Annotated in this window: 16 protein-coding genes; 9 read left to right on the forward strand and 7 right to left on the reverse strand. The window is 63.4% G+C overall.

The window, feature by feature from the left end; genetic code table 11:
* The first annotated feature begins 60 nt into the window (after window positions 1–60).
* Window positions 61–693 carry an FMN-dependent NADH-azoreductase gene (locus B2Z70_RS04470; protein WP_292981512.1) on the forward strand — a complete coding sequence of 211 codons (633 nt, stop codon included), beginning with the start codon at window positions 61–63 and terminating at the stop codon, window positions 691–693.
* Between the two features lie 58 nt (window positions 694–751).
* On the opposite strand, the gene folE is transcribed toward B2Z70_RS04470, so the two are convergent.
* Entirely contained in the window at window positions 752–1,381 is a 630-nt protein-coding gene (folE, locus tag B2Z70_RS04475; RefSeq protein ID WP_292981515.1) for a GTP cyclohydrolase I FolE, read from the reverse strand.
* A 285-nt stretch (window positions 1,382–1,666) separates the two neighbouring features.
* On the opposite strand from folE, the gene cysS reads away from it, so the two are divergent.
* Genes cysS through B2Z70_RS04495 form a run of 4 tightly spaced genes read left to right on the forward strand, consistent with a single transcriptional unit; the run spans window position 1,667 to window position 4,838 of the window.
* A complete protein-coding gene (gene cysS / locus B2Z70_RS04480) occupies window positions 1,667–3,055 on the forward strand; it encodes a cysteine--tRNA ligase (RefSeq protein ID WP_292981518.1) in 1,389 nt (462 codons plus the stop codon).
* A 39-nt stretch (window positions 3,056–3,094) separates the two neighbouring features.
* On the forward strand, window positions 3,095–3,523 hold the full coding sequence (locus B2Z70_RS04485) for an iron-sulfur cluster assembly scaffold protein (protein WP_292981521.1): 429 nt from the start codon (window positions 3,095–3,097) through the stop codon (window positions 3,521–3,523).
* 59 nt (window positions 3,524–3,582) lie between these two features.
* Window positions 3,583–3,939 (forward strand): membrane protein insertion efficiency factor YidD, encoded by a 357-nt coding sequence (yidD, locus tag B2Z70_RS04490; protein WP_292981524.1) that lies wholly within the window; start codon window positions 3,583–3,585, stop codon window positions 3,937–3,939.
* Window positions 3,940–3,953: 14 nt separating this feature from the next.
* Complete coding sequence (locus tag B2Z70_RS04495) at window positions 3,954–4,838, forward strand: glycosyltransferase family 2 protein (RefSeq protein WP_162010994.1); 885 nt, start codon at window positions 3,954–3,956, stop codon at window positions 4,836–4,838.
* A 12-nt stretch (window positions 4,839–4,850) separates the two neighbouring features.
* Here B2Z70_RS04495 and B2Z70_RS04500 read toward each other — a convergent pair whose 3' ends face one another.
* The 3 genes from B2Z70_RS04500 to B2Z70_RS04510 all read right to left on the reverse strand — a co-directional run bounded on the left by B2Z70_RS04500 (window position 4,851) and on the right by B2Z70_RS04510 (window position 8,095).
* Window positions 4,851–5,405: a DUF305 domain-containing protein gene (locus B2Z70_RS04500; RefSeq protein ID WP_009802829.1), complete on the reverse strand. Its 555-nt coding sequence runs from the start codon at window positions 5,403–5,405 to the stop codon at window positions 4,851–4,853.
* An 84-nt stretch (window positions 5,406–5,489) separates the two neighbouring features.
* Entirely contained in the window at window positions 5,490–6,392 is a 903-nt protein-coding gene (locus B2Z70_RS04505; protein WP_292981529.1) for a hydroxymethylglutaryl-CoA lyase, read from the reverse strand.
* On the reverse strand, window positions 6,389–8,095 hold the full coding sequence (locus tag B2Z70_RS04510) for an ArnT family glycosyltransferase (protein ID WP_292981532.1): 1,707 nt from the start codon (window positions 8,093–8,095) through the stop codon (window positions 6,389–6,391). The genes B2Z70_RS04505 and B2Z70_RS04510 overlap by 4 nt, the downstream gene beginning before the upstream one ends.
* Before the next feature lie 110 nt (window positions 8,096–8,205).
* Between B2Z70_RS04510 and B2Z70_RS04515 the strand changes: the two genes are divergently transcribed.
* Entirely contained in the window at window positions 8,206–8,934 is a 729-nt protein-coding gene (locus B2Z70_RS04515) for a glycosyltransferase family 2 protein (protein WP_292981535.1), read from the forward strand.
* Between the two features lie 58 nt (window positions 8,935–8,992).
* Window positions 8,993–9,481, forward strand: a complete 489-nt coding sequence (locus tag B2Z70_RS04520; RefSeq protein WP_083783271.1) for a hypothetical protein — start codon at window positions 8,993–8,995, stop codon at window positions 9,479–9,481.
* 80 nt (window positions 9,482–9,561) lie between these two features.
* On the opposite strand, the gene B2Z70_RS04525 is transcribed toward B2Z70_RS04520, so the two are convergent.
* Window positions 9,562–10,116 carry a carboxymuconolactone decarboxylase family protein gene (locus tag B2Z70_RS04525; RefSeq protein WP_292981538.1) on the reverse strand — a complete coding sequence of 185 codons (555 nt, stop codon included), beginning with the start codon at window positions 10,114–10,116 and terminating at the stop codon, window positions 9,562–9,564.
* Window positions 10,117–10,267: 151 nt separating this feature from the next.
* Between B2Z70_RS04525 and B2Z70_RS04530 the strand changes: the two genes are divergently transcribed.
* On the forward strand, window positions 10,268–10,876 hold the full coding sequence (locus B2Z70_RS04530; RefSeq protein WP_292981541.1) for a TetR/AcrR family transcriptional regulator: 609 nt from the start codon (window positions 10,268–10,270) through the stop codon (window positions 10,874–10,876).
* A 99-nt stretch (window positions 10,877–10,975) separates the two neighbouring features.
* On the opposite strand, the gene B2Z70_RS04535 is transcribed toward B2Z70_RS04530, so the two are convergent.
* Both B2Z70_RS04535 and phaR read right to left on the reverse strand, forming a co-directional pair.
* Entirely contained in the window at window positions 10,976–11,323 is a 348-nt protein-coding gene (locus B2Z70_RS04535; protein WP_292981544.1) for a hypothetical protein, read from the reverse strand.
* A 94-nt stretch (window positions 11,324–11,417) separates the two neighbouring features.
* Entirely contained in the window at window positions 11,418–12,017 is a 600-nt protein-coding gene (phaR, locus tag B2Z70_RS04540; protein ID WP_292981547.1) for a polyhydroxyalkanoate synthesis repressor PhaR, read from the reverse strand.
* Between the two features lie 204 nt (window positions 12,018–12,221).
* On the opposite strand from phaR, the gene phbB reads away from it, so the two are divergent.
* Window positions 12,222–12,944 (forward strand): acetoacetyl-CoA reductase, encoded by a 723-nt coding sequence (phbB, locus tag B2Z70_RS04545; RefSeq protein WP_292981550.1) that lies wholly within the window; start codon window positions 12,222–12,224, stop codon window positions 12,942–12,944.
* Window positions 12,945–12,959: the final 15 nt, after the last annotated feature.

A 12,959-nucleotide genomic window follows, 5' to 3' on the forward strand; every position in this document is an offset into this window, starting at 1 on the left:
GCCAATATGAGGAAATTCAGACGCCTCTTTTGAAACCTGACAATCTGAGAGGTGAGAAACATGCATGTCCTGAGAGTGGATGCGAGCGTGCGCAAGCCAGGCTCGCTCAGCCGCAAGATCGGAGACGCCTTCCTGCAGGCGCTGGGCGAAACCCATCCTGCAATGACAGTGACCGAACGCGATGTGGGCCTGAACCCGCCGCCTCTCATCACCTCAGACTGGGTGGCGGCGGCCTTTACGCCGAAGGCGCAAAGAAGCGCGGCGCAGTCACAGCTTCTGGCGCAGAGTGATCAGGCCATCGCCGAATTGCGTCAGGCGGAGATCATCCTGATCACCGCGCCCATGTACAATTACGGCATGCCGGCGGGTCTGAAGGCCTGGGTGGATAGCGTGGTGCGCAAGGACGAGACCTTCACCTTCGATTTGGCGCGGGGCGACTTCCCGCTCCAGCCCGTCCTGTCCGGCAAGACACTGGTCCTTGCGACGGCCTGTGGCGAGTTCGGCTTTGAGCCGGGCGGCGTCCGGGACGGGCAGGGCCATCTGACAGGCCATGTAAAGGCGGTATCGGGCTATCTGGGCGCGGACCGGTTCGAGCATGTGGGGGTGGAGTATCAGGAGTTCGCCGATGATCGCTTTGAAGCAAGCATGCAGGCGGCGCTGGAGCGCGCCAATGCCCTGGGCGGGCGTCTGTAAAAGAAAAGCCCGGGAGAGGATCTCCCGGGCTTTCGCCTGATTGCGGATCAGCCTGCGCCTAGCGCTTGGACTGCTCACACAGATTCATGAAGCGCTGGCGCAGTTCGGCGTTCGCCTTGAACTCGCCGCGGAACATGGTGGTGATCGTGGAGACGTTCGGGTGGTGCACGCCGCGCGTGGTCATGCACTGGTGCTTGGCGTCCACGAAGATGGCGACGCCCAGCGGGCTCATCGCGTCCTCGATCGCGTCGGCGATCTGGGCGGTCATGGTCTCCTGGGTCTGCAGGCGCTTGGAGAAGGCCTCGACCACCTTGGCGATCTTGGAGATGCCGACAACGGCGCGGTCCGGCAGATAGGCGACGCAGGCCGTGCCCAGGATGGGCGCCATGTGGTGCTCACAGTGAGACTCCACATCGATATTGGTCAGCATGACCATGTCGTCATAACCCTGCACATCCTCGAAACGTTTGCCGAGAATCTTGTGCGGGTCTTCGTCATAGCCGCGGAACCAGTCGTTATAGGCGTTCACGACACGCTTGGGCGTCTCCAGAAGGCCTTCACGGCGGGGGTCGTCGCCGGCCCAGCGCAGCAGGGTGCGCACTGCTTCTTCAGCTTCTTCACGGGTCGGGCGAACGATGGCGTCCTCAGGGAGGTTGGCCAGGGTTTTCTTGTCAGTCATGGCGTCCATGAATGGCGGATCCTTTCGTTGACGGGCGCCGTCCTGCGCAGGACAGAACGACGAAGTACCGGTTTCCGGATCCAGCAGGGCGGGACGGGGAAGCCGTCGGCGCGCGCCGGGTCTAGATGTTATCCTCCGGGAAGCGGGTTTCACCGCGTCCAGCGCTTAGTTAGTTTCGGCATTTCAAAAGTCCAATGCCGTAACAAGTCTTTTTCCCAAGCGGACGACGTTGTAGACCGGCGCCTTGGTGCAACGCAAATCCCTGCGCTGCGCTCAGACTTTGGAAAAGTTCAGATGACCGTCCTCACGCTTTACGACACCGCAGCGCGCAAGAAGCGCGACTTCGTCCCCATCGATGCCGACCGGGTGACGATGTATGTGTGTGGTCCGACGGTCTATTCCGAGGCCCATATTGGCAATTTCCGCCCGCCGGTGGCGTTTGACGTGCTGTTCCGGCTGCTGCGTCACATCTATGGCGCGGAGCATGTGGTCTATGCGCGCAACATCACGGACGTGGATGACAAGATCAACAAGGCGGCCTCTGACGCCGGCGTTGATATTTCCGTGATCACGGACAAGTACGCGGCGATCTATCGCGAGGACAGCGCGGCGCTGAACATCACCCCGCCGACGCTCGAGCCGGCGGCGACCGCGCACATGCCCCAGATGATCGCCATGATCGAAAAGCTGATCGCGGACGGTTTCGCCTACGCCGCCGAAGGGCATGTGCTGTTCTCGGTCGGCAGCTACGACAAGTACGGCAAGTTGTCCGGGCGTTCGCTCGACGACATGATCGCGGGCGCGCGCGTGGAAGTGGCGCCCTACAAGAAGGACCCCGCGGATTTCGTGCTGTGGAAGCCGTCCAAGCCCGGTGAGCCGGTGTGGGAAGCGCCCTTCGGCGATGGCCGTCCGGGCTGGCATCTGGAGTGCTCGGCCATGATCGAGGCCACACTCGGCGAGACCATCGACATTCACGCCGGCGGCGGCGATCTCGTCTTTCCGCACCATGAGAACGAGGTGGCCCAGTCCGTCTGCGCCCATGCGGGCGCGCCTCTGGCGAACTACTGGCTGCACAACGGCTTTCTGTCGATGGCGTCCGAGAAGATGTCCAAATCGCTCGGCAATGTGATCAAGCCCAATGACCTCTTGCAGAACGGGGTGAAGGGCGAGGTGATCCGCTACGCCCTGATGACCGGCCATTATCGCGCGCCGCTCGACTGGAACGCCAAGCTTCTGGAGAACACCCAGCGGTCCATGGACCGGCTCTATGGCGTCCTGCGGCGCCTGAAAGGGGTCAAGGCGGCCGATGTCGCTGCGCCCGAAGCCGTGATGGACGCCCTGCTGGATGATCTGAACACGCCCAAGGCGCTGGCGGCCCTGTTCGAGATCGCCGGGCGCGCCAACAAGGCCGAAAGCGAGGATGCGCAGGCCCGGGCCAAGGGCGAGCTTCTGGCGGCGGGGCGCCTGCTGGGCCTGTTTGACCAGGATCCGGACGCCTGGTTCGGTCTTGATACGGTTGATGAAGCGCTGCGGGCCGAGATCGACCAGCTTCTGGCCGAACGGCTGGCGGCGCGTCAGGCCAAGGATTTCGAGAAGGCGGACGCCATTCGCGAAATCCTGAACGCCAAGAACGTCCAGGTGGATGACGGGCCGGAAGGGGCGACCTGGCGGCTCAAGGACTGACGTCTTGAAATCGCCCGCCGGGGTGCGGACATAATCGCCATGAGCGAGATCTACACCAATGACCTTCTGGAGCTGGCGGCCGATATTCCCCATATCGGCCGCCTGCCGGACCCTGACGGCAGCGCCAGCAGGGTTTCGCGCATCTGCGGGTCCGAGCTGACGCTGGATCTGAAGGTCGCGGATGGCCGCATCGCCGATCTGGGGCTCGAGGTGAAGGCCTGCGCCCTAGGCCAGGCCAGCGCCAGCGTGTTCGCCCGCGCGGCCCTCGGCGCTGACCTTGAAGAAATTCGCGTGACGCGGGAGGCGCTTAGGTTGATGCTGAAAGAGGGCGCCCCGGCGCCGAATGGTCGTTTTTCCGCCCTCAAGGCGCTTCAACCCGCCGCATCCTATCGTCAGCGGCACGGCTCCATAATGCTGGCGTTTGACGCCGCCGAGCAGGCGTTTGAAGCTGCGTTGTCGCAGGACTGAGAGCGGCGTAGCCGGTCCCGGCCAGATTTGGATTGATCGTGTGTGAAACTGGGCCTCTAATGTGCGAACGAGCTGGAATTACACGTTTGCCGACTCGCGTAGGACTGGTACTGCTTCGCGCCTATCAGATCGGATTGTCTCCGGTGCTCTACGCTTTTGGCGTACGATGTCGTCATCAGCCCAGTTGTTCGAATTACGCAGTGGGATGCGTGACCGAACAGGGATTATGGCGCGGCTCCTGGCTGGCGGCGGGCCGCGTTCTGCGGTGTCGGCCCGGCGGGACCTGGGGGTATGATCCGGCTCCTCCGCCCCGCCCCAGTGCGGCGTGGTGGAAAGTCTGGGCGCTACGCGAGGGGCCGGCGCGCGACAAACAAGGCTACATTCTTTCGGCGGATGATGCGCCGGAAGATGAGTGAGCGGGGGAACGGACGTGGATCAGCCAGTCCGATCAGGAATTTCAGCCGTCATCGTGACCTTCCGCACGGGTGACGTTCTGCTTGAATGCGTGGATTCCGTCCTCGCCGCCCCGGACATTGACGAACTGGTCCTCGTCAATCACGACAATCCGCCCGAAATGGTCGAGCAGCTTGAGCAACGCGCCCGCCACGACGCCAAGCTGAGACTGGTGCATACCGGTGAAAATCTCGGCTTTTCCAAAGGCTGCAATATCGGCGCGCAGGCCGCACGCGGGGATGCGCTGCTCTTTCTCAATCCTGATGCCGTGCTCAAGCCCGGGGACGCCAGCCGGCTTCTCAAGACCGTTCAGGGGCGAGCAGAGCCGGCCATAGTAGGGGCCCGGTTGATCGGGCCGGACGGCCGGGAACAGCGCGGCGCGCGTCGCGGCGCCTTGACGCTGGGGTCGGCCCTGACCGGTTTCCTGGGTCTGTCCTGCGCCTTTCACCGCGAGCATGAACCGCTGCCATCCAGGCCGGTCGCCATGCCGACCGTTTCGGGCGCGGCCATGCTGATGACCCGGCGCGGGTTTGAGCGGCTGGAGGGGTTTGACGAAGGCTATTTCCTGCATGTCGAGGATATCGACATCTGCAAGCGCGCCCGTGATGCAGGCGGCGAAGTGATTTTCGAGCCGCGCGTCGAGATCGCCCATGTGGGCTCCACATCCAAGATCAGCCAGATCAAGGTGGAGATCTTCAAGGCGCTCGGTCTGGCGCGCTATTTCACCCTGCATGGCGGAGTGGTCGGACCCTTGCAGGGTTTCGTGCTCGGGCCGGTCTTTCTGGTGGGCGCAGTGATGCGCTCGGTGCTGTTCCAGATCCAGGCCCGGACCGCCGGCAAGCTGCCCGCGTCCGAACTCTAGATCACCGATCGTCTAGGGCACATCCGAGCCGGCAGGCTCTTGCGGATTCAGCTGACCTTCAAATTCAGGCATCGGGCGAGCCTCCGCCTCGGCCTGGCTGGTCGCCGGTCCGTTCTCGGCAATGTCGCGGATCAGCCACTCCATTTCCTTGATCTCGCGGCGCTGGGCCTCAATGATCCCGTCCGCCAGTTCGCGCACGCGCACATCCTCGATGCCGGCGCGTTCACTTGTCATGATGGCGATCGAGTGGTGCGGGATCATGGCCTTCATGTAGGACTGATCACCCACCGTCACCTGGGAGCGCACCAGGAACAACGCCAGCACGAACACAACGGCGCTGCCGGCGTAAATGCCGAGATTGATCCTCGCATTCCTGTACATGCCCAACATGAAGGACAGCATGACCACGGCCATGGCGGCGCCCATGACGAAGGTCATGTAGAAGCGGGTTTCGCTCCAGCGCACATGCTCGAGCGCAAAGGTATTGAAATACATCAGGATGAACATGACCAGGGACGACGTCCCGATCATCGCGGCGAAGCGCCAGTAATTGCTCTTGCTGTCCATGCCTCAGGCCTCGTCAGTTGCGAGTAGAGAAACTGTCTAACGAGGCATCTCGCGTCCGGTTCCACTGGACGGGGAATGTGAGGTTCAACGGGGCGGAAACGGCCCCGCCTTCGAGAGCGCGGACTCGATGGGGTGCTTGAGCGCGACCTGTTCGAGCCAGTGCGCCGTCTCGATCATCTTGTCCAGATCAATGCCCGTGCTGAAGCCGCCCCGTTCGAGCATGTAGACCACATCCTCGGTCGCCACATTGCCGGTGGCTCTGGGGGCGAAGGGACAGCCGCCAATCCCTCCGGCAGAGGCATCGATCACATCAACGCCCGCCTCGACGGCGGCGAAGACATTGGCGATGGCGGTGTTGCGGGTGTTGTGAAAGTGAAGGCGCAGACGCGCCTTCGGCGCGGCGTCCCGGACAATGTCGACCGCCTTCTTCACCTGCCAGGGCGTCGCGACGCCGATCGTGTCCCCGAGCGCGATTTCCTGCGCGCCCGCGGCGGCGGCGCGTCCGGCCAGCTCGCCCAGAATGGCCGGGTCCACCTCGCCATCGAAAGGATCGCCAAAGGCCACCGAGATGGTGGCCGACAACGGGATGGCCGCGTCATGGGCCAGCACCGCGATGCGGTCCAGAAGGTCAGCGGTGTCCTGCGGCGTGGCGTTCTGGTTGCGTTTGCCGAAGCCTTCAGAGGCGACCATCACATAGTTGATCTCGTCACAGCGGGATTCGATGGCCTGACGCATGCCGCGCTCATTGAGCGCCAGTCCGATGAAGGACACGCCGCGATCACGCGGAACCTGCGCCATCACCTCGATGGAATCCGCCATCTTGGGCACGGCCTTGGGATTGACGAAGCTCGCCGCCTCCATGCGCTTCACGCCGGTCTCGATCAGCCGCTCGATGAATTCCAGTTTGACCGAGGTGTCCAGCAGGACCGGGTCGTTCTGAAGTCCGTCGCGCGGACCGACTTCCACAATCTCGATCGGGCGGCTCATGGCGTACTCCCTGAAGGCTCGGTTGCAGCATCGGGGCTGCAGCCGGTCGCGGCGATCAACAGGACCGTGTCGTCGCCGCGTGAATAATTGAACCCGTCCACCAGCCGGACCGCGCAGGCGCGCTGGACAAGTGGACGAAGCGTCTGGGCCGCGGAGTCGCTCCAGCGGCTGAGATCAAAGACGTAAAGGCGCGGAGCGGAGAAATCGAGGTCTCCGCTGGCCAGTTGCGCAGCGATTGCGTCGGCGTCTCGCAATTCCACCTCGCCCCGGGTCAGGAAGACGAAGCTGGGCTCGGTGTAAGTGGAGATCAGCGGGGCGTCGGGGACAAGGGTGCGCAGGTCCGCCACTTCCCGGGCCGCGGGGCCCGAGGGAAAGAGGATCGAGGCGGAGGGCGCGACCACGCCGCGGCCCAGCCCGTGCCAGCTCAGCCCGAGGACGACGAGCGCGATCAGCGCCAGGTCATAGCGCCGCATATAGAGGGCGAAGGTCGCCGCCAGCCCGCAAAACAGCATCAGGGCCGCCGCCAGATAGGCCGCCCAGAGCGCGCCGTGAAAGCGGATGCCGAGGGCGATCAGTACGCCTGAAGCCAAAATGACGCCCAAAGCCAGAAGGCCCAGTCCCAGCAGACGCCAGCGGCGCTCCACCCGTCCCCACCGCACAAATCCGAGCCCGGAGATCACGGCGATCGCCGGATAGATCGGCAGGGAATAGTGCGGCAGCTTGGTGGGCAGAAACTCGATCAAGAGCCAGGCGGGCGCGATGAAGGCGACCAGCAGGCGCGCAGCCCGGGCGTCCGGCGTCTGCTCGCGCCAGTCCTTGACGAGGCTGGCGATCCCGGCGGGCAGGCTGACGATGGCGGGCAGGAAGAGGAGCGGCAGCAACAGGAGATGACTGCCCGGCGGCGCGCCATGGCCCTCATGCCCCGAGGTGACCTTGGGCGCCATGTCCCCGCCGAGCGCTTCGGTCAGAAAACGCCCTTCGGAAACGACCTGAACGCCGATGAGCCAGGGCAGGATGATCAGCGCCGCCAGAACGGGGCCCGGCCAGTAGAAGAAGACTTTCAGCCAGACGAGGCGCCGCTCGAGTGCGCAGAGCGCCAGCACGGCCAAACCCATCATGATCGGAGTGACGGGGCCTTTGATCAGGGCGGCCAGCGCCACGAACACCCACATCAGCACCGCCCATTTGCGGCGTTTGGCGGGCGTTTCCGCCAGCCAGACCTCAACGAGCGCCAGCACGCTCAGCCCGGTCATGGCGGCCAGCATGGCGTCGGTCTTGGCGATACCGCCCTCGCTGGCGAGCAGCAGGCTTACCGAGACGAGCGCGCCGGCGAAAACGCCCGTGCGATGGTCGTACAGCCGCCGCCCGACCCAGAAGGCGCTGAGCGCCGCCAGCATCGCCCCCAGCACCGAAGGCAGGCGATAGGTCCAGATCTCGCGCGCCGCGGGTCCGGTCGTCACGGCGACGGTCAGGCTCTGCATCCAGTAAATGCCGATGGGTTTCTTGTGGCGGGGCTGATCCTGGAAGCGGATATCGATGATATCGCCGGTCTGGGCCATCTGCGCGCTGGCCTGGGCGAAGCGCGCTTCGTCCCGATCCAGAACCGGCAGGGTGAACACCCCCGCAAGGCTCGCAACGAGCGCAAGCAGGGCAATGAACAGGCGGGCCCGTTCGGTGTTTATCAGGCGATCTTGCAACAACATGAACGGCCCGGGCGCAGGAAAACAGAAAAAGGTCGTGCGTCTGTCTCAATAATCGGTATGAAACGCGGCGAGATATTCTTCAAGCAAGTCCGTCCAAGACGAAGCGTTTCATGACCGATTCCCGCCCTGAGCTGAGCATTATCGCCCCCATGCACAATGAGGCGGGCAATGCCGCGCGCCTTGTGGAAGAGATTTATGGCGTTCTCAAGGACCGCTCGCACGAGATCGTCATTATCAATGACGCCAGCACGGACGGGACGCTGTCTGAACTGATCGCCGCCAAGGAGACCGTTCCGACGCTGCGCATTGTCGCCCATCACCGCAATGCGGGACAATCGCGCGCCATTCGCACGGGCGTGCTGGCCGCCAGGGCGCCCTTCATCTGCATGCTGGATGGCGACGGTCAGAACCCGCCGGCGGACATCCCCACGCTCGTGGACGCCCTGATCGGCGAGCCTGATGGCACGGGCATGGTGGCGGGACGCCGGGTCGGGCGTCAGGACAGCGAGTGGAAGAAAACGGCGTCGCGCATCGGCAATGGCGTGCGCAAGGCGCTTCTCAATGATGACGCCGATGATACCGGATGCGGGCTCAAGGCCTTCCGCCGGGACGCCTATCTGCTCCTGCCCTTCTTTGATCACCAGCACCGTTTCCTCCCCGCCCTCATGAAGCGTGAAGGCTATCATGTGGAGTTCCGCGATGTGGGCCACAGGCCACGCATGGCGGGACAATCGAAATATACCAATCTGGGCCGTCTTTTCGCCTCGTTGAGCGATATGTTAGGTATAATGTGGCTCAACAGTCGTGCGCGTCAGCCCGGCGGCTGGGACGAGATCTAGAGGCTCCGGTCCAATCCGGCGCCGGTGGTGGACGGGCGACGGGGATAGGAGGCCGACCATGGCCGATTCAACGGGTTCAGGTGTTGCTGTGGGGCTCGCCAGCTCTGAAGCGCAAGTTCAACAGAGCGGGGGGCTCAACATGTTCACGATTTTTCCGAAGCTTCTGATACCGATGGCGATTTACGCCCTGGTGGCTTATAGCGACGCCTTCTTCGGCGCCGAGGGCGCGTCCATGCTCACCAATGCGCTGTTCACCCTGGGCCTGCCCAGCGGCGACTGGGCGGTGTCGGCGGCCGACCTCATCCTGACGCTGGGCCTTGTGATGCTGTTCATCGAGATGATCGGTTCGGCCAGTTCGGGAACCTCGTCGCTGCTGAACCATGGCCTGTCCATGGCGACGCTGCTGATCGGCATCCTGCTCTTCCTGCTGGTGCCGGTCTTTGCGACCTCGACCTTCTTCCTGCTGATCGTCATGGCCCTGCTCGACGTGGTGGCGGGCTTCACCGTGACGGCAATCTCCGCACGTCGCGACCTCGGCGCCGGCTAGACGGACCGCCAGAGACGCAGAAGTACGGCCGGCTCGATCCTCGAGCCGGCCGTTTTCGTTTTGGCGCGAGAAGCCGGACCTCAGTCCCTGCGCGACCAGGCGAAGGCTTCAAACGGGGCGTCCACCGGGGTGTGCGCCACATGATTGGTGTAATTGGACATGATCTTCTGGCTGTAGCCCAGGATCACCTCAAGCACATTGCGCTGGGAGAAGCCGGCGTCGAAGAAGGCCTGCATGTCTTCATCCGACATCACGCCATGCTGACGGATCAGCTTCAGGGTGAAGGTCCGCAGCGCCTCCAGACGGGCGTCCGGCAGCGGAGTTTCATTGCGCAGGGCCTCGTTGATGGCGTCATCGACCTTCATGCTCCTGGCGATGAAGGAGTGGGCCGGCACGCAGTAATGGCAGTTGTTTTCCACATTGATGGTCTGCCAGACCACGGTCAGCTCTTCGGCATTGAAGCTGGTGTTCTGAAACAGCGCATGCACGCGCTGATAGGCGTCCAGCAGTTCAGGGGATTCCGCCATCACGGCGTGAAGGCCCGGCACCATGCCGAAGGCTTGCTGAGACTTCTCAAGCAAGGGCTGTGAGGCTTCTGGCGCGGTGGCGGCGGTGTGAAGGGTGAACTCGGTCATGGCGTGATCCTTTCGCTGGCCCCGGCGGAGGGGCCAGCGAGAGCTAGGACTCTTTGAGTGATCACTCAATAATAAATTTGAGCAATCACTCAAATGTGAGCTATGCTGTGCGGGCTTTCCCGGAGTAGACTGGGGCGAAAGGGGGCCTGTCATGCAACGCGCCGCGCCATATGATCGAAATGAAGCGCTGAAGGCCGCTCAGGACCTGTTCTGGCGCAAGGGGTATCACGCCACCTCGTTGAAGGATCTCGAGGCGGCGCTGAATATGAAGCCGGGCAGCATCTACGCGGCGTTCAAGAGCAAGCACGCCCTCTACCTGACCTGCCTGGAACGCTATTTCGACGAGACGGTGGCCGCATTGGATGCGCGTCTCGAGGCCTCGCCCACCGTGCTTGACGCGTTGGCGGACTTTGTCCGCGCCTTCGGCAGGGAGCATCTGGCCAGCGAGACGCCCGTGCGGGTCTGCATGCTGGTCAAGACCGCCCTCGAGGCGACGGAGGACGAACCGGAATTGCGCGACCGGGCGCAGGCCTATCTTCTGAAGATGCGCGCAGCGTTCGAGACCTGCTTCCGTCAGGCGCAGCAGGCCGGAGAGGTGTCCGGTGATCATGACCCGGCGCAGCTGGCGGTGAACCTGCAGGCGGACATCACCGCGATCCGGATCGAGGCCCAGCAGACTGGCGGGTCAATCACGACGGCCTGGCTGGCCAATCGCAAGGCGCAGGATGTGCTGGCGCTGCGCGACAGTCCGGCGCACTAGGCCGCGCCTAGATCATCACGAACAGGAATGCCAGAACCCACACCCCGTCCCAGACGGGGCTGAACCGGTGTTCGATATTGTCCAGGGTGAACAACGCGCTCATGCGGACCGCTCCTGACCGCGCTTCGGCGCGGGCGCGCTCAGGCTTTGCGCATTGTCATACGCGCGAGCGTAGCGGGCCCGTTCGCTGGCGTCGGCGCGCAGACCGCGGCGCGGGTGCGGAAAATCGGCCTGAAGCTGAACGCCGGTTGCGCTGGTGATGCGGGCGACCGCCGGTTCGACCGGTGCGTCCGTGCGACGCCGGCCTCGACGCTCCGAGGTCGCAGGGCCGCGACGGTCTTCCTGCCGCTCGTGCGTGCGCTCGGTCGGGTGCACCTGCACCGAACGCGAAGAGGTCGGAGCCGGGAGCGCGGGGCGGCGCGCGGAGTGTGAGCCATAAACAAACATGGCCTGGACCGAGCAAGGTCCAGGCCAGTTTTAACGCTTCGTTTACGTCTCTAAACGCGCCATTAACCGTGATCGCGTTTCAGTTCGGGACGGATCACTCCTTGGAGGCCAGCTGATCGAGCTTCTGACGCATGGCGTCCAGCTCCGCACGCAGCGCCTGCACGTCGTCAGACTTGGCCGAGGACTCCTGAGAGGGCGCGCCGGGCATGTCGCCCATGGAGGCGCCGGTTGAAAAGGGGGTGAACATGGACATGGCCTGCTGGAACATCGCCATGTTGCGCTTGGCCTGTTCCTCCAGCATGGCCATGGAATTGCCGCCCATGGCCTCGCCCATTGCGCCCGCCATCTTGTCGCGCATGGCCTGGTGCTGGCGCGCGAAGGTCTCCATCGACATCTGCAGATAGCTCGGCACCATGGATTGCATGGAGTCGCCATAAAAGGAGATCAGCTGGCGCAGGAATTCGACCGGAAGCAGAGTCTCGCCCTTGGACTCCTCCTCGAAGATGATCTGGGCGAGAACGCCCCGCGTCAGATCGTCACCGGACTTGGCGTCGATGACCTTGAAGTCGCGTCCTTCCCGGACCAGCTCGCGTAAATGGTCGAGCGTCACATAGCGGCTGGCGGACGTGTCATATAACCGCCGGTTCGCATATTTCTTGATGATCACGGCGTCAGACGTCTTGGTCTCGGTCACGCGTTGTCCTCCCTGCGGTCCCTGGTCTCTTGCTTCGAACTCTCCGGAATAACCGGCTCGACTCAGCTGGCATTCAACGTCATTAATCAAGTGCGGCGCGAAGGCTCGAAGGCAGGCGCTCCCATCATGATTGCTGCGAGCGCCATATTGTTATGCTGCGCAGCATAACCCGAGTTTGGCCCGAAGGACAAAGGGGAAATCGAGATGCGGCGAACAGCTTTGGTGACAGGGGGCACGCGGGGAATTGGTCGTGCGATTTCAATTGCCTTGAAAAACGCCGGATACGCCGTTGGCGCGAACTATTGTGGCAATGACTCTGTTGCGGCGCAGTTCACGGAAGAGACCGGCATCCCGGCGTTCAAATGGTCCGTCGCCGATTATGACGCATGCGCGGAAGGCGTCCGTCAGGTCGAGCAGGCTCTGGGGCCGGTCGATGTGCTGGTCAACAATGCCGGCATCACACGTGATGCGCCGTTTCACAAGATGACGCCCGAGCAGTGGCGCGAAGTGATCGACACCAACCTGAATGGCGTTTTCAACATGACCCATCCGGTCTGGTCCGGGATGCGCGATCGCGGCTTTGGCCGGATCATCACCATTTCCTCGATCAACGGTCAGAAAGGCCAGTTCGCCCAGGCCAATTATTCCGCCTCCAAGGCCGGGGATCTGGGCTTCACCAAGGCGCTGGCCCAGGAAGGCGCGCGCAAGGGCGTGACCGTGAACGCCATCTGCCCGGGCTATGTGGCGACCGAGATGGTGATGGCCGTGCCCGAGGAGATCCGCAACCAGATCATCGCGACCATTCCCGCCGGTCGTCTGGGCGAGGCAGACGAGATTGCCCGCTGCGTGGTGTTCCTCGCTTCTGACGATGCGGGCTTCATCACGGGCGCGACGCTGACCGCGAATGGCGGGCAATATATGACCTGAGGGCAACAGGGTCGG

This window comes from Oceanicaulis sp. UBA6590, assembly GCF_002433705.1.
Lineage (GTDB): Bacteria > Pseudomonadota > Alphaproteobacteria > Caulobacterales > Maricaulaceae > Oceanicaulis.

Coding starts and splice junctions, on each gene's coding strand:
- folE (WP_292981515.1), bottom strand. CDS start 1,381: ATGGACGCCATGACTGACAAGAAAACCCTGGCCAACCTCCCTGAGGAC.
- B2Z70_RS04485 (WP_292981521.1), top strand. CDS start 3,095: ATGAGCGAGATCTACACCAATGACCTTCTGGAGCTGGCGGCCGATATT.
- B2Z70_RS04520 (WP_083783271.1), top strand. CDS start 8,993: ATGGCCGATTCAACGGGTTCAGGTGTTGCTGTGGGGCTCGCCAGCTCT.
- B2Z70_RS04510 (WP_292981532.1), bottom strand. CDS start 8,095: ATGTTGTTGCAAGATCGCCTGATAAACACCGAACGGGCCCGCCTGTTC.
- B2Z70_RS04525 (WP_292981538.1), bottom strand. CDS start 10,116: ATGACCGAGTTCACCCTTCACACCGCCGCCACCGCGCCAGAAGCCTCA.
- B2Z70_RS04530 (WP_292981541.1), top strand. CDS start 10,268: ATGCAACGCGCCGCGCCATATGATCGAAATGAAGCGCTGAAGGCCGCT.
- cysS (WP_292981518.1), top strand. CDS start 1,667: ATGACCGTCCTCACGCTTTACGACACCGCAGCGCGCAAGAAGCGCGAC.
- phbB (WP_292981550.1), top strand. CDS start 12,222: ATGCGGCGAACAGCTTTGGTGACAGGGGGCACGCGGGGAATTGGTCGT.
- B2Z70_RS04505 (WP_292981529.1), bottom strand. CDS start 6,392: ATGAGCCGCCCGATCGAGATTGTGGAAGTCGGTCCGCGCGACGGACTT.
- B2Z70_RS04535 (WP_292981544.1), bottom strand. CDS start 11,323: ATGTTTGTTTATGGCTCACACTCCGCGCGCCGCCCCGCGCTCCCGGCT.
- B2Z70_RS04470 (WP_292981512.1), top strand. CDS start 61: ATGCATGTCCTGAGAGTGGATGCGAGCGTGCGCAAGCCAGGCTCGCTC.
- yidD (WP_292981524.1), top strand. CDS start 3,583: ATGTGCGAACGAGCTGGAATTACACGTTTGCCGACTCGCGTAGGACTG.
- B2Z70_RS04515 (WP_292981535.1), top strand. CDS start 8,206: ATGACCGATTCCCGCCCTGAGCTGAGCATTATCGCCCCCATGCACAAT.
- B2Z70_RS04500 (WP_009802829.1), bottom strand. CDS start 5,405: ATGGACAGCAAGAGCAATTACTGGCGCTTCGCCGCGATGATCGGGACG.